The sequence below is a fragment of the Paraburkholderia sp. A1RI-2L genome (assembly GCF_048957375.1).
Classification (GTDB): domain Bacteria; phylum Pseudomonadota; class Gammaproteobacteria; order Burkholderiales; family Burkholderiaceae; genus Paraburkholderia.
Genome location: NZ_JARBTA010000002.1, coordinates 637,077 through 657,458, shown reverse-complemented (window position 1 = coordinate 657,458; position 20,382 = coordinate 637,077). Strand labels below are relative to the sequence as shown.

Annotated in this window: 20 protein-coding genes; 9 read left to right on the top strand and 11 right to left on the bottom strand. The window is 65.1% G+C overall.

Features of this window, described 5'->3' with window-relative positions:
- Positions 1–127 precede the first annotated feature (127 nt).
- The 9 genes from PWP93_RS17840 to phnG form a co-directional block, all read right to left on the bottom strand.
- Positions 128–1,243: a succinylglutamate desuccinylase/aspartoacylase family protein gene (locus PWP93_RS17840; protein ID WP_421045352.1), complete on the bottom strand. Its 1,116-nt coding sequence runs from the start codon at positions 1,241–1,243 to the stop codon at positions 128–130.
- A 260-nt stretch (positions 1,244–1,503) separates the two neighbouring features.
- Positions 1,504–2,271 (bottom strand): ABC transporter substrate-binding protein, encoded by a 768-nt coding sequence (locus tag PWP93_RS17835; protein ID WP_421026150.1) that lies wholly within the window; start codon positions 2,269–2,271, stop codon positions 1,504–1,506.
- 432 nt (positions 2,272–2,703) lie between these two features.
- Positions 2,704–3,837 carry an alpha-D-ribose 1-methylphosphonate 5-triphosphate diphosphatase gene (locus PWP93_RS17830; protein ID WP_421045351.1) on the bottom strand — a complete coding sequence of 378 codons (1,134 nt, stop codon included), beginning with the start codon at positions 3,835–3,837 and terminating at the stop codon, positions 2,704–2,706.
- Positions 3,838–3,907: 70 nt separating this feature from the next.
- Entirely contained in the window at positions 3,908–4,675 is a 768-nt protein-coding gene (gene phnL, locus PWP93_RS17825) for a phosphonate C-P lyase system protein PhnL (RefSeq protein ID WP_421045350.1), read from the bottom strand.
- An 8-nt stretch (positions 4,676–4,683) separates the two neighbouring features.
- Positions 4,684–5,466 carry a phosphonate C-P lyase system protein PhnK gene (gene phnK / locus PWP93_RS17820; RefSeq protein WP_421045349.1) on the bottom strand — a complete coding sequence of 261 codons (783 nt, stop codon included), beginning with the start codon at positions 5,464–5,466 and terminating at the stop codon, positions 4,684–4,686.
- Positions 5,463–6,392: an alpha-D-ribose 1-methylphosphonate 5-phosphate C-P-lyase PhnJ gene (locus PWP93_RS17815; RefSeq protein ID WP_421045348.1), complete on the bottom strand. Its 930-nt coding sequence runs from the start codon at positions 6,390–6,392 to the stop codon at positions 5,463–5,465. Before PWP93_RS17815 ends, phnK begins: the two co-directional genes overlap by 4 nt.
- The gene (locus PWP93_RS17810; protein ID WP_421045347.1) at positions 6,389–7,513 is read right to left on the bottom strand and encodes a carbon-phosphorus lyase complex subunit PhnI; all 1,125 of its coding nucleotides are present in this window, start codon (positions 7,511–7,513) and stop codon (positions 6,389–6,391) included. The genes PWP93_RS17815 and PWP93_RS17810 overlap by 4 nt, the downstream gene beginning before the upstream one ends.
- Positions 7,513–8,178 carry a phosphonate C-P lyase system protein PhnH gene (gene phnH / locus PWP93_RS17805; RefSeq protein ID WP_421045346.1) on the bottom strand — a complete coding sequence of 222 codons (666 nt, stop codon included), beginning with the start codon at positions 8,176–8,178 and terminating at the stop codon, positions 7,513–7,515. Before phnH ends, PWP93_RS17810 begins: the two co-directional genes overlap by 1 nt.
- Positions 8,175–8,669, bottom strand: a complete 495-nt coding sequence (phnG, locus tag PWP93_RS17800; RefSeq protein ID WP_421045345.1) for a phosphonate C-P lyase system protein PhnG — start codon at positions 8,667–8,669, stop codon at positions 8,175–8,177. The genes phnH and phnG overlap by 4 nt, the downstream gene beginning before the upstream one ends.
- Positions 8,670–8,852: 183 nt before the next feature.
- On the opposite strand from phnG, the gene phnF reads away from it, so the two are divergent.
- Genes phnF through phnN form a run of 3 tightly spaced genes read left to right on the top strand, consistent with a single transcriptional unit; the run spans position 8,853 to position 10,935 of the window.
- Positions 8,853–9,608 (top strand): phosphonate metabolism transcriptional regulator PhnF, encoded by a 756-nt coding sequence (phnF, locus tag PWP93_RS17795; RefSeq protein WP_421045344.1) that lies wholly within the window; start codon positions 8,853–8,855, stop codon positions 9,606–9,608.
- On the top strand, positions 9,605–10,357 hold the full coding sequence (locus PWP93_RS17790; RefSeq protein WP_421045343.1) for a DUF1045 domain-containing protein: 753 nt from the start codon (positions 9,605–9,607) through the stop codon (positions 10,355–10,357). The genes phnF and PWP93_RS17790 overlap by 4 nt, the downstream gene beginning before the upstream one ends.
- Positions 10,354–10,935 (top strand): phosphonate metabolism protein/1,5-bisphosphokinase (PRPP-forming) PhnN, encoded by a 582-nt coding sequence (phnN, locus tag PWP93_RS17785; protein WP_421045342.1) that lies wholly within the window; start codon positions 10,354–10,356, stop codon positions 10,933–10,935. The genes PWP93_RS17790 and phnN overlap by 4 nt, the downstream gene beginning before the upstream one ends.
- 50 nt (positions 10,936–10,985) lie before the next feature.
- Here phnN and PWP93_RS17780 read toward each other — a convergent pair whose 3' ends face one another.
- On the bottom strand, positions 10,986–11,810 hold the full coding sequence (locus tag PWP93_RS17780) for an IclR family transcriptional regulator (RefSeq protein WP_421045341.1): 825 nt from the start codon (positions 11,808–11,810) through the stop codon (positions 10,986–10,988).
- Between the two features lie 610 nt (positions 11,811–12,420).
- On the opposite strand from PWP93_RS17780, the gene cyoA reads away from it, so the two are divergent.
- From cyoA to PWP93_RS17750, 6 genes are all read left to right on the top strand, one after another.
- Positions 12,421–13,311: a ubiquinol oxidase subunit II gene (gene cyoA, locus PWP93_RS17775; protein WP_421045340.1), complete on the top strand. Its 891-nt coding sequence runs from the start codon at positions 12,421–12,423 to the stop codon at positions 13,309–13,311.
- 5 nt (positions 13,312–13,316) lie between these two features.
- Positions 13,317–15,320 carry a cytochrome o ubiquinol oxidase subunit I gene (cyoB, locus tag PWP93_RS17770; protein ID WP_421045339.1) on the top strand — a complete coding sequence of 668 codons (2,004 nt, stop codon included), beginning with the start codon at positions 13,317–13,319 and terminating at the stop codon, positions 15,318–15,320.
- 3 nt (positions 15,321–15,323) lie between these two features.
- Positions 15,324–15,935, top strand: a complete 612-nt coding sequence (gene cyoC / locus PWP93_RS17765; protein WP_421026137.1) for a cytochrome o ubiquinol oxidase subunit III — start codon at positions 15,324–15,326, stop codon at positions 15,933–15,935.
- The gene (gene cyoD / locus PWP93_RS17760; RefSeq protein ID WP_213301166.1) at positions 15,936–16,256 is read left to right on the top strand and encodes a cytochrome o ubiquinol oxidase subunit IV; all 321 of its coding nucleotides are present in this window, start codon (positions 15,936–15,938) and stop codon (positions 16,254–16,256) included.
- A gap of 244 nt (positions 16,257–16,500) precedes the next feature.
- Positions 16,501–17,703: a 3-oxoadipyl-CoA thiolase gene (pcaF, locus tag PWP93_RS17755; RefSeq protein ID WP_421045338.1), complete on the top strand. Its 1,203-nt coding sequence runs from the start codon at positions 16,501–16,503 to the stop codon at positions 17,701–17,703.
- 312 nt (positions 17,704–18,015) lie between these two features.
- Positions 18,016–18,627, top strand: a complete 612-nt coding sequence (locus PWP93_RS17750; RefSeq protein ID WP_421027043.1) for a hypothetical protein — start codon at positions 18,016–18,018, stop codon at positions 18,625–18,627.
- 169 nt (positions 18,628–18,796) lie between these two features.
- Here the strand turns inward: PWP93_RS17750 and gabD are convergent, their stop codons facing one another.
- Positions 18,797–20,248 (bottom strand): NADP-dependent succinate-semialdehyde dehydrogenase, encoded by a 1,452-nt coding sequence (gene gabD, locus PWP93_RS17745; protein WP_421026134.1) that lies wholly within the window; start codon positions 20,246–20,248, stop codon positions 18,797–18,799.
- Positions 20,249–20,382: the final 134 nt, after the last annotated feature.

Genomic DNA, 20,382 nt, shown 5'->3' with positions numbered 1-20,382 from the left:
CGGAGCTGGCGCTTGCCTGGAGCTTGTGGCGAATGCCGAGGCGCACGGCCACCGGGTTCTGCGAACCGCTGCCCGACGGCGCGCAGATGCTCGACGCCGAGTCGCCGATCTGCGCGTAACGCTTCGTTCAGAGTGACAGCAGCGACCCCGTGCGAATCGGCCTGTCGCCGGCAATGCGTGCGACCTCCATGCCGGCCGTGGCGAAGCGCGCGCTATGCCGCGCGTACATCACGCCGCTCACGCCCGCGTGCAGCGTGGTCAAGGTGTCGGTGAGCGGGTCCACGATGTCGGCAACCGGCGCGCCCGCTTCGATCCATGCACCACATTCGGCGCGGAACACGATTACGCCGCTGGCGGGCGCGACGATCGGCTCCGTGCCTGCGAGCGGCGTGGCCGGATGCGCGAGCGGCGGCAGCGGGGCCGCCGCGCCGTCGATCACGCCATAGCCGGTCAGATACTCGACGATGGCCTGTGCGTCGTGCTCGGCGAATTCGTGCGAGACGTCGCGCTGGCTGCGCAATTCCACCGTCACGGAAATCGAGCTGTGCGGAATCGGAAAGCGCTGGCCGAAGCGCTCGCGCAGCTCCGACCAGCAGAAGCTGTGAATCTCGTCGAACGGATTGCCGATCGAGTTGAGCGCGAGCAGCGACGCCTTGGCGTCCAGATAGCGCGCGAGCGGCTCGACCTCGGGCCAGAGTTCGGGGTTCGTGTAGATGTGCAGCGCGGCTTCCCAGTCGCAATGCAGGTCCAGCACGATGTCGGCGTCGTAAGAGAGGCGTTGCAGCGCGAGGCGCTGCGATTCGATTTCGGTTTTCGGCGTTTGCGTCGCGAGCGCCTCGCCCATCGCGGCGCGAATGGTGTCGCGGTTCGCATCGGCGTCGGGCCCGAGGCGCGACTCGATGCGCGGCAGCACGAGCGCCGTGAGATCGTAGAAGTTGCGGTTGAAGTTCTGCGCGGTGTTCGACTCGAAGCGGCCGATGAGATGGCCGAGCCAATGCTGGTTCAAACCGATCGGGTTCGCTACCGGAACCACGACCACTTCTCCGCGCAACTTGCCCGCCGCCTCGAGCGCGGCCAGCTTGCGCCGCAGCGCCCAGGCCGTGAGCATGCCAGGCAACTCGTCGGCATGCAGCGACGCTTGCACGTACACCTTCTTGCCGCCGGGCTGGCCATAGTGGAAGCTCGTGATCTGGCGCGCGGTGCCGAGGGCGGGCGCTATCAACGGGTGGTGGTGAGTTTGCATGATGGGCTCGCGCGGCGCGTGGGGGCGCGCGACGCGTTCAGTGTGAGGGTAGGGAGGGCCCGCTGGCGGGCCGGTGCCCATGATCTTAGCCGATCTGGACAGCGGGCTGAAAGCTGGCGTTTGCCAGCGCGGGCGCACCTGATGAGGGCGGGCCGGCCAGAAAAACAAAAGCCCGGCGCAAAGGCCGGGCTCTCTACCATCATCGTTCAGCCGAAGCGCGCTTTCACGCGGCACCGGCTTTTGCGCAGGGCGTGCGGGGCTTAGCTGCCGTACACGTCGAAGTCGAAGTACTTCGCTTCGATCTTCTTGTACGTGCCGTCCTTGATCATGTCGGCGATGGCCTTGTCGATCTTCGCCTTCAGATCGGCGTCTTCCTTGCGCAGGCCGATGGCGGCGGCGCCGGTCGGGATTTCCTTGCCGGCGAACTGGAAGCCCGCGCCGCGCGGCGTCTTCAGGAAGCCGAGGTCGGCTTGCACTTCATCCTGCAGCGCTGCGTCGAGGCGCCCCGAGAGCAGGTCGGCATAGACCTGGTCCTGGTTCTGGTAAGGCACCACGTTCACGCCCTTCGGCGCCCAGTTTTCCTTCGCGTAGGTTTCCTGGATCGTGCCCTGCTCGACGCCCACCGACTTGCCCTTGAGCGCGTCGGCCGTCGGCTGGAGGGCGGTGCCCTTCTTGGCGACGAGGCGTGTGGGCGTGTTGAACAGCTTCGCCGAGAAGGCGATCTGCTCGGAGCGCTGCGGGGTGATCGTCATCGACGAGAGCACGCCGTCGAACTTCTTCGCCTTCAGGCCCGGGATCATGCCGTCGAAGTCCTGCTCGACCCACACGCACTTGGCGTTCAGGCGCTTGCAGATTTCGTTGCCGAGGTCGATGTCGAAGCCGACGAGCTTGCCATCGGGTGCCTTCGATTCGAACGGCGCGTAGCTCGCGTCGACGCCGAAGCGCACGGTGGACCAATCCTTCGCGTGGGCGACGCCGGCCGAGACCGCGAGCAGGGCAACCGACAGGGTGGCAAGCAGTTTTTTCACTATGTGGACTCCTCGTATGGTTCAGGGCGCGCAGCGGGCGGTTGTGCCGTCGCCGCACATGGCTCCGGCGCGGCTCGCGCAGGAACTCTGTTGGGCTCGCTGGCTTGAAAGCGAGCGGCGGCGCAAAGCTTACCCAGGTCAAAATTGCTGCGTGGCTAGTGTTATACCGGATGGCGGGATTCGAAGCGCGCTAACGAACGTTCGCGCACTGTTGCGGAACAGCGCAAAGCCTTGTGGGGCAAGGCATTCGGGGCGCGGACCGGGCGCTGCGCACAGCACCGGTGAGGGCCAGGTCGCGATGCAGCGCCGCAACAGTCGGAAGAATGCGCGGCGTGGCATGGAGGGCGTGCAGGCGTATGTCGGCGAGTTGAAAAAGAAACGATGGCCTGCTGTTGGTTTGCGTGTAAGGGGCGAGTGATATGAGCGCCTGAATCAGACCACGCGCGTGCCCGCGCGGTACGTCGCGCGCGGCACCGGCAGCGTGTCGAGCATCGCCACGCGCACAAAGTCGGCGCGCAGGCCGGGCGCGATCGCGCCGCGGTCCGCGAGACCCGCCTTGTGCGCCGGCTCCCACGAGACCGTGGCGAGCGCGCGCGGCAGCGTCCAGTCGGCCCCGGTCACGAGATCGAAGGCGGCGGTGAGCAGGCTCGACGGCACGTAGTCCGACGAAAGAATGTCGAGCAGGCCGGCCTGCGCGAGTTCGAGCGCGGAGACGTTGCCCGAATGCGAGCCGCCGCGCACCACGTTCGGCGCGCCCATGATCGTGGCAATGCCGCGCTTTTTCGCCTCGGCCGCCGCCGCGCGCGTGGTCGGAAATTCGGCGAGCACGATGCCTTCGCGCGCGGCTTGCTCGACGTGCTCGACGAGCGTGTCGTCGTGGCTCGCGAGCGGAATGCGGCGCGCGCGGCAGCGCTCGACGATCGCATGGCGATGCGCTTCGGCGTAGCGCTCCTGCTCGGTGGCCATCTCGGTGAGCATGGTGGCGGCCTGTTCGTCGGTCCATTTGCCGTGGCGCTCCTGGAAGCGCCGCCATTGCGTGCGGTCGTGCCACTGGCGCTGGCCCGGCGTATGGTCCATCACCGAGGCGAGGCGCAGCAGCGGATGCTCGCTCAGCGTGTCGAACAGCTCGATCACGTCTTCGGTCGCGACTTCGCAGCGAAGGTGCAGAAAGTGCTCGGCGCGCAGCAGCTTGCGCTCCGAGAAGCGCGTGAGCGCGGCAGCGCTGGCGAGCTGCACCTCGCGGCCGCGCACGCCCACGGCTGCGCGCGTGCCGATGGCGAGCGCGTCGAACACCGTGGTGATGCCGGCGGCGGCGATCTGCGCATCGTGGATCACGAAGGCGGCGTCGGTGTTCCAGTGCACGCCGGGACGCGGCGCGAGGTGTTTTTCGAGGTTGTCGGTGTGCAGCTCGACCAGCCCCGGCAACAGGAAGTCGCCTTCCCAGTCCACGGCCTCGGGCGCGGCGGTCGTGCCGCGCGAAAGCTCGCGGATCGCGCCGTCTTCGATACGCAGCGTACCGGTGAATAGTTCGTCTCGCGTCACGATGCGCGCGTTCTTGATCAACATCGTCAGGCTCCGGAGTTCAAACGTGAGTGTGCCTGACGCAAATGACAGGCCACGACTTTTCAAGGCACTTTCAGGCCATTTCAGCGACAGCTGCGCTCGCGTGGGGTGCGCTCAGCGCCAGCACGCGCGTGGCCACGCGGCCGCGCGTGTCCTCGTCGTGAAAGACGCCGACGATTGCCGCGCCGCGCTCGCGCGCTTCAACGATCAGGCTCGCGACCACGGCGCGGTTTTCGGCGTCGAGCGATGCCGTGGGCTCGTCGAGCAGCAGCACGCGATGCTGCGCGATCAGGCCGCGCGCGATGTTCACGCGCTGCTGCTCGCCGCCCGAAAAAGTGGCGGGCGCAAGCGTCCAGAGGCGCCGCGGCACGTTCAGGCGCGCGAGCAGCGCGGCGGCCCGCTCGCGTGCCTCGTCTTCGTTCACGCCGCGCGAGACGAGCGGCGCGGCCACGATATCGATCGTACTCACGCGTGGAATCACGCGCAGAAACTGGCTCACGTAGCCCACCACGCTGCGGCGCAGGCGCAGCACGTCGTGCGGCTTTGCGCCGGTGATTTCGAGGTGCTGGTCGGGCGCCGCGTCGTCGCGGATGGCGATCGAGCCGCCGCTCGCGAGATAGTTGCCGTACAGGCAGCGCAGAAACGTGCTCTTGCCCGCGCCCGAAGGTCCGACCAGCATCACGCATTCGCCGCGCTCCACGTCGAGCGAGACGCCCGCGAGCGCTTCGATGCCGATGCCGCCCTGAGCGTGCAGCGTGAAGGTCTTGCGCACGTCCTCCGCGCGCAGCATCAGGGCGGGGCGCTCGCCGAACGCGCGCGCAATCGAGGGATCCGGAGTCATGGCTCGTCCTATGCAGGCAGCACCGAGGCCACCAGCGTTTGTGTGTAGGGATGCTGAGGATCGTCGAGCACCTGGTCGGTCAGACCCGCTTCGACCACGGCGCCGCCCTGCATCACCATCAGGCGGTGCGCGAGCAGGCGCGCGACGCCGATGTCGTGCGTGACGATCAGCACCGAGAGATGCAGCGTCGTGGTGAGCGTGCGCAGCAGGTCGAGCAGCCGGGCCTGCACGGAAACATCGAGGCCGGCGGTGGGTTCGTCCATGAACACGAGGCGCGGGCCCGTGACGAGATTGCGCGCGATTTGCAGGCGTTGCTGCATGCCGCCCGAGAACGCGGCGGGCAATTCGTCGATGCGCGCGGCGTCGAGCTCGACGCGCTGCATCCACTGCTGCGCGGTCTGGCGAATGCGCCCGTAGTGGCGCGCGCCCACGGCCATCAGCGGCTCGCCGATATTGGCCCCCGCCGAGACCCCGGCACGCAGCCCGTCGCGCGGGTTTTGCTGCACGAAGCCCCATTCGGTGCGCGCGAGCAAGCGTCGGCGCGGCTCGGAAAGCGTGAGCAGGTCGAGCGATTCGCCGTTCGTGTTCACGTAGTCGAGCGCGCCCGCATCGGCTTCGGTGCGCAGCGCGAGCGTGTTGAGCAGCGTGGTCTTGCCCGAGCCCGATTCGCCGACAATGCACAGCACTTCGCCGGAATACAAATCGAAGCTCACGTCGCGGCAGCCATTGCGGCCGCCGTATTGCTTCGTGAGATGGCGGGCGCGAAGCAGAGGCGCGAAACCCGGCGTCATGCGTGTTCTCCCGATGGCTTCGTTTGCGAACTCGCCTGGTTATCCTGACTTTCCCTCCGCTCGTGGCAATAATCGCTGTCCGAGCAGACGAACATGCGCTTGCCCGCATCGTCGACGATCATTTCGTCGAGGAAGCTCTCGCGCGAACCGCACAGCGCGCACGCGTGATCCCAGCGCTGAACCTCGAACGGGTGATCGTCGAAGTCGAGGCTTTTCACCGGCGTATAAGGCGGAATCGCATAGATGCGGCGCTCGCGGCCCGCGCCGAACAATTGCAGCGCAGGATTCATATGGAGCTTGGGATTGTCGAACTTCGGAATCGGCGAGGGCGAGGTGAGATAGCGGCCATTCACCGTGACCGGGTAGTCGTAGGTCGTGGCGATGCTGCCGTGCTGCACGATGTCTTCGTAAAGCTTCACGCTGATGAGCCCGTAATCGGCGAGCGCGTGCAGCTTCCTGCACTCGGCTACACGGGGTTCTAAACGGAACAGCGGTTCCGGCATCGGCACCTGGTAGACGAGGATCTGCTTCTCGGTGAGCGGCGTCTCGGGAATGCGGTGACGCGTCTGCACGATCGTCGCATCGCGGGTGCGCCGCGTGGTGGCCACGCCGGCCGTGCGCGCGAAGAAGCGGCGAATGTTGACGGCGTTGGTGGTGTCGTCGGAGCCCTGGTCGATCACCTTGAGCGTGTCGTTCGCGCCGATGATGGCCGCCGTCACCTGGATGCCGCCCGTGCCCCAGCCATACGGCAGCGGCATTTCGCGCGAGGCGAAAGGCACTTGATAGCCGGGCACGGCCACCGCCTTGAGCAGCGCGCGGCGGATCATGCGCTTGGTCTGCTCGTCGAGATACGCGAAGTTGTAGCCACCGGCAGCCTGCGTTTCATGCGAGGTGAGCGCGGCTTCGAAAGTATCGGGTGCGTTCATGCGGCCTCCCCGGAGGGCTGATCTCCGCACGCGTGCTGCGCACGCAAGCGGCGCACGAGTTCGAGTTCCGCCTGGAAATCCACGTAATGCGGCAGCTTCAGATGCTGCACGAAGCCCGAGGCTTCCACGTTGTCGCTGTGCGAGAGCATGAATTCGATGTCCTGGGTGGGCGAGGCCAGCGTTTCGCCGAGTTCCGCGGCGCGTAGCGCGCGGTCGACGAGCGCCATCGCCATCGTCTTGCGCTCCGCGTGGCCGAATGCGAGGCCGTAGCCCTGCGTGAAGGCGGGCGGCGCATCCTTGCTGCCCGCGAACTGGTTGATCATCTGGCACTCGGTCAATTCGATCTCGCCGATCTCGACCGCTTCGCCCAGTTCGTCGAGCACCATTTCCACGGCCACCGAGCCAAAGCGGATCTCGCCCGCGAACGGATGCGAATGCGCATAGCCGCGCTGCGTGGCATAGCCCATCGCGAGCAGGAAGCCTTCGTCGCCGCGCGCGAGGTTTTGCAGGCGCACGTTGCGGTCTGCGGGAAATGCGAGGGGTTCGCGCGAGAGGTCGCCAGGTTCGCGTGCCTCGCTCGATGGTGTTTCCTGCTCGATCAGGCCTTCCTTGTCGAGCAGCGTGACCACGCGCGGCATGGACTCCGGTTCGTCCTGCGTGCCGTGTTGCAAGCGTGGCCTGTTAGACGATTCGAGATCCGAATCATTGTCGCCCTCTGCTAGCAGTGCGAAATCCAGCAGGCGTTGCGTATAGTCGTAGGTCGCTCCCAGCACCTGGCCGCCGGGCACGTCCTTGAACGTGGCGGAGATGCGGCGTTCGACGGCCATCTGCCCGGTTTCCACCGGCAGCGTGTAGCCGAAGCGCGGCAGTGTCGTGCGATACGCGCGCAGCAGAAAGATCGCCTCCACGAGATCGCCAGCGGCCTGCTTGATTGCGAGCGCGGCAAGTTCTTCGTCGTAGACCGAGCCTTCGGCCATCACGCGCGCCACGGCCAAACGCATCTGTTCGCGGATCTGCGTGACGGAGAGTTCGGGCACACGCGTATCGCCCCGGCGGGCTTGATCGAGCAGGCGCCACGATGCTTCGATCGCGCGCTCGCCTCCTTTGACGGCGACATACATCAGTTCACCTCCACACGAGTCGTGCGCGGCAGGCCCATGATGCGGGCGCCGCAAACGAAGTAGAAGTCGATGCCGCACGGAAAGAGCGGCGCGAGTTCCGCGCGTTCTTGCCAGAAGCGCGCGGGCAGGCCGGCGGGCGCGCCGGTGCACGCCGATTCGATGCCGGGGCCGCGCAGCGTGACCGGCGGGCCGTCGGCCAGGGCATCGACGCACACGAACACGGTGGCCGATTGCTCCGGCGACTCGGGCGTGCCGCACGCGAATGCGTCGAGCGGCGGCAGCGCGGCGGCGTCGTGCACGTAGGCGAAGACCGCTTCGCCTGGCGTGCCCGCGAGCGGCGCGTCCGCGTGAAAGCGCAGCGCGGCTGCCAGTGCGGCGTCGGGCCGCGCAAGCCATACGGGCGTGGCGTAGTCGCAGAGCGTGAGCAGCGCGGCAAAGGCCGCCCGGCTCGCGCGCGGCGCGTCGTGCGCCGCGGCATTCGTCGCGTTGTATGCCGATTCGGCCGCGGGCAGAGGCGTCTCGATCGTGGCGATCGTGCCCGGGCGCGAGAGCGCGCCGAGCAGCGTGCGAAATACGGTCTGCGTGTCGTGGACCGGATCGGCGAAACCGGGTGCGAGCGTACCGAGCGCCTCGTGCAGGGCGGTGCTGTTGCGTTGTTCGTTCATGCGTCGCCTCGAACCATCGTGAAGAACTCGACCTTTGTGCTGGCGGTCGCCTCGCGTTGCGCCGCGCGTTGCGCTGCCAGACGCGCCGCGAGCGGCTCGATCAACAGCGCGTGGAGCCGGTCGTGGCGCTCCGGCTGTTGCAGCAGCGCGTCGGCGAGCGCGGCCAGTTCGGCGCGGCGCTTGTCGCGGCCCAGATGGCACGCCACGCCCACGGTCGCGCCTGTGCCGCTCGGTGCGCGCAGTCGCAGCGTCGCGCGCGTCACCGTGGCTTCGCCGAAATTGAAGGCGTTGCCGGTGCCGCCGACGCGCCCGCGCACCATCGCGAGCCCGGTCTGGGGCGCGCGCAGCCACTCGAAAGCCGGCATGCACTCGCCGCCCAGAGCGGCGGCGAGCGCCGTTTCGAGCTCGGCACGCGGCGTGCGCGCGAGAACCGCCATCCAGGCGCGGCGCGCATCGGGCGCGGCGGCGGGCGGGACCGAAGATGCGTTCATCGGAGTTCCTGTGTCGTGACCGGAGATGTACATTGAAGCATCTACTCATCTAAACGTCTAGACGTTTATGCGGACAGTGATCGCGTGGGTGCAACGTAGAACGTTTTCATATTTCCATCACGCCGTGCGCACTACAATGCGCAAGCTACAGCCGATATTGAACCCCGGAGGAATGACAGCACCATGACATCGAACGACGAGGCCCCGCACAGCACGCTCGAGCGCGGCGCAGGCGTGGCGGTGTGGCGGCAGATCGAGCAGATTCTCGCGGCCGAGATCGCGGCAAAGGGCTTTGGCGAGGACGGCCGGCTGCCGAGCGAAGGCGAACTGGCACGGCGCTTCGACGTGAACCGCCACACGGTGCGGCGCGCCATGCTGGGGCTTGCCGCGCTCGGTCTCGTGAGCGTGGAGCAGGGGCGCGGCACCTTCGTGCAGCCCGGCGCGATCGATTACACCATCGGCAAGCGCACGCGCTTCACCGAGAATTTGCAGCGTCATCAGCATTCTGCGGTTGGCAAGCTGCTCGCGTCGTCGCGCGTGAAGGCCGATCCGGGCGTGGCGAAGGCGCTTGCCATGCGTGCCGGCGCGTTCGTGTATCGGCTCGAAACACTGCACGAGTCGGAAGGCGTGCCGCTCACTTATGCGCGCAGCTGGTATCCCGCCGCGCGCTTCGCCGATTTGCCCGCGGTCATGGCGCGCGTGGACAGCACCTCGAAGGCGCTCGCCGAATTCGGCGTGAGCGACTATCTGCGCAAGTGGAGCCGCATCGGCAGCGTGCTGCCCGAGCCCGAAGTGGCGCGGCGGCTGAATATCAACCGGCAGCAGCCGGTGCTGTGGGTCGAGAACGTCGATGTCGATCTCGATGGCGTGCCCATCAAGTACGGCATCACGCATTTCGCGGCGGACCGCGTGCAGTTGATGGTGGAGCACGACGTATGAGCGCGCCGCATGAAGACTGGAGCGAGGCGACGCGCTTCGCGCTCTATTACGCGCCGCCGCGCGCCTCGGCGTGGTGGCGGGCCGGCTGCGCCTGGCTTGGCCGCGACCCGGAAAGCGGCGAAATGCTCGCACCGCCGCAGCCGGCCGGGCTCGCGCCGCCGCTCGATGCGCTCACCGGCGCGCCGCGCCGTTACGGCTGGCATGGCACGCTCGTGCCGCCATTCCGGCTTGCGGCAGGCGTGACGCCGCAAACGCTCGTGGCTGCCGCGCAGGCGTGGGCGGCGGGCCGCGCGCGCTTCGAAGTCGCGGTGGAGGCGGCCATGCTCGGGCGCTTCGTCGCGCTGCGGGCCGCCGACGAAAACGGCGCGCGGGCGTTGCGCGAACTCGCCGCCGACGCCCTGCGCACGCTCGGCCACCTGCGCGCCGCGCAGACCGCCGACGAGCTTGCGAAGCGGCTCGATGGGCCGCTCACGCCGCGCCAGCGCGCCTATGTCGAAGAGTGGGGCTATCCGTATGTCTTCGACGAATTCCGCTTCCACATGACGCTCTCCGATTCGCTCGACGACGCAGCCGTGTGCGCCGCGCTCGCGCACGCATGGAATGCCCAGATGCGCGATGCGGGCATGCTGCCCGTGGAGGGCGTCGCGTTATACGTCGAGCCGCGTCCGGGCGAACCGTTCTCGTTGTGGCAACGGGTGGATTTTCCCGCCGACCAACCGGCGCACATGCAGGCACGGGAGCACGCATGACCACCGGAGCGACAACGGACACGACATCGCGCCTGATCTACGTGATGGGCCCCTCGGGCGCGGGCAAGGACTCGCTGCTCGGCTTTGCGCGTGCGCGGCTCGCATCCGATGGCGTGCTGTTCGCGCACCGCTATATCACGCGCGATGTGGACGGCGGCGAGAACCACATCGCGCTCACCGGCGCCGAATTCGAGGCGCGCTCGCGCCTTGGTCTGTTCGCGCTGCAATGGCGCAGCCACGCGCTGAGGTATGGCATCGGCGTGGAGATCGACCAGTGGCTCGCGCTCGGCTGCACGGTGGTGCTGAACGGCTCGCGTGCGTACGTGAACGAGGCGCTGGCGCGCTATCCGCAGATGACGCTCGTGCATGTGAACGCCGCGCAGCACGTGCTGGCCGCGCGGCTTGCCTCGCGCGCCCGGGAGACGCCGGAGCAGATCGCCGCGCGCCTTGCGCGGCGCGCGTCGTTCGAGGTGCCGGCGGGGGCGTCGCTCACGCACATCGACAACTCGGGGCGGCTGGAGGATGCGGGGCTGGCTTTCATAGAGACGGTGCAGCGTGTAGCGGCAGCAGGCAGGTGACCCAAAGCCCCTCTCCCTAATAGGGAGAGGGGTTGGGGAGAGGGTGGGGATCAGGTGCGCCGCGCCACCATCTCCGAGACGCGTTGGGCGGCCTGCTGGAGCGGTTCGAGGAAGGCCTTGACCATCTGCTTCGCCGAGGTGCGCTGGGCATTGCCGCTGATGTTCATGGCGGCGATCACGCGTCCCTGGCGGTTGCGGATCGGCGCTGCGATCGAGATGAGTCCGCCCTCCAGCTCCTGGTCGATGATGGACCAGCCCTGCTGGCGCACCTGCGCAATGATCCTCTTGAGCTCGTCCTTGTCGGTGACGGTGCGCGGCGTGTGCGCATAGAGCGGCGTCGCGCCGAGCGTGGCGTCGAGCGTCGGCTCGTCGAGCGCCGAGAGCAGCACGCGGCCCATGGAGGTGCAGTAGGCGGGCAGACGGCTGCCGATCGAGAGGTTGATCGTCATGATCTTGTGCGTGGGCACGCGCAGCACATAAACGATCTCGGTGCGGTCGAGCACGGCGGCCGAGCAGCTTTCGTGCACCTCGGCCGAGAGTTGCTCCATGACCGGCTCGGCCAGATTCCAGAACGGCATCGACGTGAGATACGCGAAGCCAAGGTCGAGAATCTTGGGCGTAAGCCGGAACAGGCGCCCTTCGGCCTCTACATAGCCGAGCGTTTGCAGCGTGAGCAGGATGCGGCGCGCGCCGGCGCGCGTGAGGCCAGTGGCCGCTGCGACGTCGGTGAGCGTCTGCTCGGGGCGCTCGGCATTGAACGCGCGAATCACGGAAAGCCCGCGCGCGAACGACTGCACGTAGGAGTCGCCCGGTTTTTCGGGGGACTCCGGCTGCTCGTCGGAAGGGGCGTGCGAAGCGCGGCTGGCGGGGTTCATGGCGTCGTGGCGTCGGATCAAGGGCGGGAGGCGGCGCGTAAGGAACCCATGACGATAGCGCAAGCGCATGGATTCGCCAACCGGTGCACGGCGAACTACGCCGGTCGAGACGGAAAAATTCAAGTTGTTCGCAGGTTTTATCGCTTCATATTTGATTTTCCGCAATTCGCCAGCGTTATATTGGTATTGACATAAATATTGAAGTGGTGAAGGTGCCTTGAATAAGGCTGAGCCTCTTTATCAGATTATTTTCCATTGGACTAGTCGAATAGTACTGTCGGACTCAGGCCGGGATTGTCTGATTCCCCTTTTTTCGATGCTCTGTCTCAGCGCGCGTTTTCACATTGCCGGAAATTCGTCATACGCGAGAAGCCCACTGTGCGGGGCTGTGTGCACATCTGAAGGGCGGATGAAAGTTAATTGCGTCTTTCCGTCGCGCTTGTGCGGGATAGCTTTGTCGCAAGCAGAAAACCTTAGCTTGGATCAAATTTTCGGATAACGCCTTTCCGTAGAATTTCGCCAAACACGTAAGGGGTGTATTTTGCGTCTGCATTTTTGCGATGGAAATACATGAAAGCGTCCAGGTAGTTAAACGAAAACGCAGGCAAACATGAAGAGAAAAGCCTTCAAAAGGTGGTTAATCCCCCTCGGCAGCGGGCTGCTCGCCTCCCTCGCGGGGTGCAGCGAGCTGACCGTGCTCGATCCCAAGGGCAGCATCGGCGTGGCCGAAAAGCACCTCATCGCCACCGCCACATGGGCCATGCTGCTCGTGGTGGTGCCAGTGATCCTGCTCACGCTCATTTTTGCCTGGCGCTACCGCGCGTCCAATCGCAATGCCACCTACGCCCCCAAATGGGCGCATTCCACCGCGATCGAAGTAGTCGTCTGGAGCATTCCGGCCGTCATCATCCTGTTCCTCGCGATCCTCACCTGGAAGACCTCTCACGAGCTCGACCCGTACAAGCCGATCGAATCGAACGTCAAGCCCATCAATGTCGAGGTCGTCGCGCTCGACTGGAAGTGGCTCTTCATCTACCCGGACCTCGGCATCGCCACGGTGAACCAGCTCGCGGTACCGGTGGGCACGCCGGTCAATTTCCGCATTACGTCGGATTCGGTGATGAACTCGTTCTTCATTCCGCAACTGGGCACCCAGGTCTACGCGATGGCGGGCATGCAAACGCGCCTGCACCTCATCGCCGACCATGCCGGCGACTATGCGGGCATCTCAGCTAACTACAGCGGCAAGGGCTTTTCGGACATGAAGTTCCGCACGCTCGCCACCAGCCAGCAGGACTTCGACACCTGGGTCCAGAAGGTGAAGGCGTCGCAAACCGCGCTGTCGATGGACCAGTACGCGAAGGTTTTGGAGCCCAGCGAGAAGGCGCCGGTCGAGTACTTCTCGACGGTCGATCCGAAGCTCTTCAACAACATCATTGGGAAGTACAACAACGGCCACGTCACGGATTTCACCGACCCGTCGTGCGTGACCAAGGGGTAAGCGGCATGTTCGGCAAACTTACATTAGAGGCAGTTCCGTTCGATCAGCCGATCATCATGGGCGCCGCGGCATTCATGGCGCTGATCGTGATCGGCGTGCTCGGTCTCGTCACTGTGACGGGCAAGTGGAAGTACATCTGGAGCGAGTGGATCACGAGCGTGGACCACAAGCGCATTGGCGTCATGTACATGATCGTGGCCGTGCTCATGCTCGTGCGCGGCTTTGCCGACGCCGTCATGATGCGCATCCAGCAGGCCATCGCGCTCGACGCGCCGGGCTACCTGCCGCCGCATCACTACGACCAGATCTTCTCGGCGCACGGCGTCATCATGATCTTCTTCATGGCGATGGCGCTCATGGTCGGCTTGTTCAACCTCGTCGTGCCGCTGCAGATCGGCGCGCGCGACGTGGCGTTCCCGTTCCTGAACTCGCTGTCGTTCTGGATGACGGCCATCAGCGCGATTCTCATCAACGTCTCGCTCGTGATCGGCGAGTTCGCGCAGGTGGGCTGGCTCGCTTATCCGCCGCTGTCCGAGTTGCAGTTCAGTCCAGGCGTCGGGGTCGACTACTACATCTGGGCCGTGCAGCTTTCGGGCGTTGGCACGCTCATTACCGGCATCAACTTCTTCGTGACCATCATCAAGATGCGCGCGCCGGGCATGAGCCTCATGAAGATGCCGGTGTTCACGTGGACGGCGCTGTGCTCGAACGTGCTCATCATGGCCACGTTCCCGATCCTCACGATCGCCGTTGCGCTGCTGGGCTTCGACCGCTACCTCGGCATGCACTTCTTCACGAACGACGGTGGCGGCAACATGATGCTGTACCTGAACCTGATCTGGGCGTGGGGCCACCCCGAGGTGTACATCCTCGTGCTGCCCGCGTTCGGCATCTATTCGGAAGTCATGGCCACGTTCTGCAAGAAGCCGCTGTTCGGCTACAAGACGATGGTCTATGCGTCGTGCGCCATCATGATTCTTGCGTTCCTCGTGTGGGCGCACCACTTCTTCACGATGGGCTCCGGCGCCAACGTCAACGCGTTCTTCGGCATCGCCACCATGATCATCGCGATCCCCACGGGCGTGAAGATCTTCAACTGGCTGTTCACCATGTATCGCGGGCGTGTGCATTTCACCGCGCCGGTGCTCTGGACGATCGGCTTCATGGTCACGTTCTCGATCGGCGGCATGACCGGCGTGATGATGGCTATTCCGGGCGCGGACTTCGTGCTCCACAACTCGCTCTTCCTGATTGCGCACTTCCATAACGCCATCATCGGCGGCGTGGTGTTCGGTTACCTCGCAGGCCTCCATTACTGGTTCCCGAAGGTGTTCGGCATCAAGCCCAGCGAAAAGCTCGGCAAGGCGTCGTTCTGGTGCTGGTTCGTGGGCTTCTACGTGGCATTCGTGCCGATCTACGTGCTCGGCTTCATGGGCGCAACGCGTCGTCTGAACCACTACGACAACCCCGCATGGCAGCCGTATTTCATCGTGGCCGCCATCGGCGTAGCCATCATCGCAGTTGGCGTGGTGTTCCAGGTGCTGCAGTGGGTGATGGCGTTCGTGAATCGCAACAAGGCGGAGTGCCACGACGTCACGGGCGATCCGTGGGATGGCCGCACCCTCGAATGGGCGACTTCGTCGCCGCCGCCGGTCTATAACTTTGCGCTCATCCCGCAGGTGCAGGAGCTCGACGCCTTTACACACATGAAGGAAACGGGCCGTGGCATGGGCCTCGCCGCGAAGTACAAGGACATTCACATGCCGTCGAATACGTCGGCTGGCTTCTTCATCGGCGCGTTCAGCTTGTTGCTGGGTTTCGCGGGTGTCTGGCATATCACGTGGCTCGGCGTGCTCGCCTTTATCGCCATCGTCGTTACCGTTGCTGTACGCAGCTTTAGCGACGACGACGGCTACTACATTCCGGCCGCGAAGGTTCGCGAGATCGAAGAGAAGCGCCATCGCGCGGCGGTTGCCGCCGAGCGCGAGATGGAAGCTGTGGAGGCTTAATCGATGTTACAAAAAACCAATGCGGCAACGCTTGCCGATTTCGATCACGACGATCACCCGCCGTCGCATTCCGTGTTCGGGTTCTGGGTCTACCTGATGACGGACTGCGTCCTGTTCGCGGCGCTGTTCGCGACGTTCGGCGTGCTCGGGCATCAGTTCGCGGGCGGCCCAACGGGCAAGGACCTGTTCAACATCAGCGACGTTGCAGTCGAGACCGCGGTGCTGCTGGTTTCCAGCATCACCTACGGCTTCGCCATGCTCGGTGCGCAGCAGCGCAAGAGCGGCGCGGTTGTCGGCTGGCTGGCCGTGACCTTTGTTCTGGGGGCGCTGTTTCTCGTGCTGGAGCTGCGCGAGTTCTCGCACCTGATTGCCGAGGGCGCGGGCCCGCAGCGCAGCGCGTTCCTCTCGTCGTTCTTCGTGCTGGTCAGCACGCACGGTCTGCACGTCTTCTTTGGCCTCGTCTGGATGGCGGTGCTGATGATGCAGGTAATCCGCCGTCCGGAACTGGACGAGCGGGAAGTGCGCCGCCTCACGTGCCTGAGCCTTTTCTGGCACTTCCTCGACGTGGTGTGGATCTGCGTGTTTACCTTTGTCTATCTCGGGAGCGTGATTTAAATGGCGCATTCTCATAGCGAAGCCCATGGCAGCCTCGGCAGCTATGTGGCGGGCTTTATTCTCGCGGTGCTGTTGACCGCCGGCGCGTTCGGCATCGTCATACACGGCACAATGGCGCCGAACACCATGATGGTCGTGCTCGCCGTGCTTGCCTTCGTGCAGGTGGTCGTGCACCTCGTGTTCTTCCTGCATCTGAACACGTCGTCGGGACAGGGCTGGAACGTGCTCTCGCTCGCCTATACTGTGCTGGCCGCTGCGTTCCTGATCTTCGGCACGATCTGGGTCATGCACAACGTCGGCATGAACATGATGTCACGGTAATTCACGGGTTCTGCATGGCGCCTCGGGAAGCTTCTCCCGGGTGCTTGGTCCGGAGGGTGACGGCCGCACAGACACTGGTTCTGTGCGGCCGTTTTCATTTCATATGATGGAATTTTCCTCGCCGATCAGGAGAGATGCCAGCTTGACACCCGCACAACGCGACGCATATTATGGATGCCAATTGTTCGTTTATCGATCATGAGTTCGAATAACGAACAAACTGCATCTGAACCTGGAGACTCTCATGACGGAAGCATTCATCTGCGACGCGATACGCACGCCGATCGGCCGCTACGCGGGCGCCCTTGCGCAGGTTCGCGCCGACGACCTCGGCGCGGTGCCGCTCAAGGCGCTCATGGAGCGCAACAAGGAGGTGGACTGGGCAGTAATCGACGATGTGATCTACGGCTGCGCGAACCAGGCGGGCGAAGACAACCGTAACGTTGCCCGCATGTCGTCGTTGCTGGCGGGCCTGCCGCAGGCCGTGCCGGGTTCGACGGTGAACCGCCTCTGCGGCTCGGGCATGGACGCCGTGGGCATTGCCGCGCGTGCGCTCAAGTCGGGCGAGACTGGCCTGATGATCGCGGGCGGCGTGGAGAGCATGAGCCGCGCGCCGTTCGTGATGGGCAAGGCGGCAAGCGCCTTCGCCCGCGACGCCGCGATCTACGACACGACCATCGGCTGGCGCTTCGTCAACAAGCTGATGAAGCAGCAGTACGGGGTGGACTCGATGCCTGAGACCGCCGAGAACGTCGCTGTCGATTACGGCGTGAGCCGCGCCGATCAGGACGCGTTCGCGCTGCGCAGCCAGCAGAAGGCTGCGCGCGCGCAGGCAGACGGCACGCTCGCGCAGGAAATCGTTGCGGTGACGATCGCGCAGAAGAAGGGCGATCCGCTCGTGGTGTCGCGCGACGAGCATCCGCGCGAGACGAGTCTCGAGACGCTGGCGAAGCTCAAGGGCGTCGTGAGCCCGGATGGTTCGGTCACCGCGGGCAATGCGTCGGGCGTGAACGACGGCGCGTGCGCGCTGCTGCTCGCGAACGAGACCAATGCGAAGCGTTTCGCTCTCACGCCGCGTGCGCGCGTGCTCGGCATCGCGACCGCGGGCGTGGCGCCGCGCGTGATGGGCATCGGACCGGCGCCCGCCACGCAGAAGCTGCTCGCGAACCTGAACATGACCATCGACCAGTTCGACGTGATCGAGCTCAACGAAGCGTTCGCTTCGCAGGGCCTGGCTGTGCTGCGCATGCTCGGCGTGGCCGACGACGATCCCCGCGTCAACCCGAACGGCGGCGCAATCGCGCTGGGTCACCCGCTGGGCATGAGCGGCGCACGTCTCGTGACCACGGCGATGTATCAGCTGCACCGCACGCAAGGGCGCTATGCGCTGTGCACGATGTGCATCGGCGTGGGCCAGGGCATCGCTATCGCCATCGAGCGCGTTTAATGTCGATCAGGCGGTTGAAGCAAGCTTGAGCCGCCGCTTCGCCAAGGCGTTACCCAAGCCGCGAATCTTCGGATTCGCGGCTTTTTTTCATCCTGCGAGGCAAGGCGACGTTTCAAGATCGGAAAAAATTGTCGGTATTGTTTCGCGATGCAGATCAATGGCGCGTTGATTTTTGTTATACGTTCTGCTTAATCTGATACGGCTTGTGGCCATCCACTAGTCGGTTTTCGCGCGGCACGCGTAGAATCGTCAGACTTCGGCGCAAGCCGTTGCAGAGAAAGTGCCCCCCGACTTTTGAGGAGAATACGGATGATGAAGGCAACAGCGTTGGCGGCAGTTGTGCTTGGCATGGCGTTCGCGCAAGCGGCATCGGCGCAAACGGAGCAGCCGGCGTCAGCGCCCCAGGCCCAATCGGCGCTCGCGAGCGCGACGCAGAATCTCGTTGCGAATACACCGCCGGTTCACGTGCAAGTCAAGATCGTCGGCATCGACCGCGCATCGCGCGTGATCACGGTGCGTGGCCCGCGCGGCAACGAAGTCCAGATCGCCCTGAGCCAGCAAGTGAGCAACTTCGACCAGCTCAACGTAGGCGATACCGTCGACGTGCTCTACAAGAACGCGCTACTCGTGACGGCTGAAAAGGTGACGGGCAAGGACAAGGGCATTCGCAAGCGCGTCGACACGAATGTGTACCTCCCGGCGTCGTCGGGCTATGACGCGGCGCGCCAGGTCGAAGTCCAGGCCACCGTGCAGCACATCAACGCGAAGAAGCGCGAAGTGACGCTGCGCGGCGCGTATCAGACGGTCACGCTGGAAGCCACGCCCGACATCGACCTGAAGAAGCTAAAGGTGGGCGACACGATCCACGCCGTGTTCGTTTCCGCATACGCGACGCAGATCACGCCGGTTGGCGCTACGAACTAAGCAGTACAACCAGCTGCACCGGGCCGCGAGGCCCGGTCGCAAGCAGAAACGCAGGAACAAACAGAAACGCCGGCATATCGCGAATCCATCGCAATACGCCGGCGTTTCTGTTACGGGCGGGCGCCTTTGCGGCGCCCGTTTTTCGTCATGCTGAGTTTCTGGCGACGGCTTACATGCCGGCCATGCACATGTACTTGACGACGACGTAGTCATCCACGCCGTAGTGCGAGCCTTCGCGGCCGAGGCCCGACTGTTTCACGCCGCCGAACGGCGCGACTTCGTTCGAGATCAGGCCGGTGTTGATGCCCACCATGCCGTATTCGAGCGCTTCCGCCACTCGCCATACGCGACCGATGTCACGGCTGTAGAAGTAGGCGGCGAGGCCGAATTCGGTATCGTTCGCCATCCTGATCACTTCTTCGTCCGACGAGAAACGGAACAGCGGCGCGAGCGGGCCGAACGTTTCGTCGCGAGCGACCTTCATCGCGGGCGTGACGTTGGTGATCACGGTGGGCTCGAAGAAGCCGTGGCCGAGCGCGTGGCGCTTGCCGCCCGTGAGCACTTGCGCGCCCTTCGCGAGCGCGTCCTCGATGTGCGATTCCACCTTCAGCACGGCCGCTTCGTTGATGAGGGGGCCTTGCGTGACGCCGGCTTCGGTGCCGAGGCCGACCTTGAGCTTTTCCACGGCATCGCGCAGCTTCGCCGCGAACGTGTCGTACACGGCCTCGTGCACGTAGAAGCGGTTCGTGCACACGCAGGTCTGGCCGCTGTTGCGGTACTTGGAGATGATGGCGCCTGCCACTGCCGCGTCGATATCGGCGTCTTCGAAGACGATGAACGGTGCGTTGCCGCCCAGTTCGAGCGAGACCTTCTTGACCGTCGGCGCGCACTGGCCCATCAGCAGGCGGCCGACCGGCGTCGAGCCCGTGAACGAGAGCTTGCGCACCGTGGGATTGCTCGTGAGCTCGCCGCCGATGGCCTTCGGGTCGCCGGTGACGACGCTGAAGATGCCGGCAGGCACGCCCGCACGCTCGGCCAGTACGGCCAGCGCGAGCGCCGAGAGCGGCGTGGCTTCGGCGGGCTTCAGCACGATCGGGCAGCCGGCCGCGAGTGCGGGACCGACCTTGCGCGTGATCATCGCGGCGGGGAAGTTCCACGGCGTGATCGCGGCGCACACGCCCACGGGTTCCTTGGTCACGACGATGCGCTTGTCGCTGGCGACGGTCGGAATCGTGTCGCCGTAAATGCGCTTGCCTTCTTCGGCGAACCATTCGAGGAACGACGCGGCGTAGCCGATTTCACCCTTCGCCTCGGCGAGCGGCTTGCCTTGCTCGGTGGTGAGGATGAGCGCGAGGTCGTCGGCGTTGGCCATCATCAGGTCGTGCCACTTGCGCAGGATGACGCTGCGCTCCTTCGCAGTCTTGGCGCGCCATGCGGGCCATGCGGCGTTCGCGGCCGAAATCGCGCGGCGCGTTTCTGCGGCGCCCATGCGCGGCACCGTGCCGATCAGCGCGCCCGTGGCGGGGTTGGTCACGTCGAGCGTGGCGCCGTCTTCAGCGCCTTGCCATTCGCCGTTGATATAGGCCTTGCTTTGCAACAGCGATGCGTCTTTCAGGTTCATGCCTGAGCTCCCGATAACGTTGATTCGATTCGAAATCAATGCAGTAACAACGACTAACGGCACAGCGGCAAACGCCGGTGTGCCGTTTCGTGGACGGCCCGCGCGCGGCGGGCCGATGGACTTTGCCGAGGTTT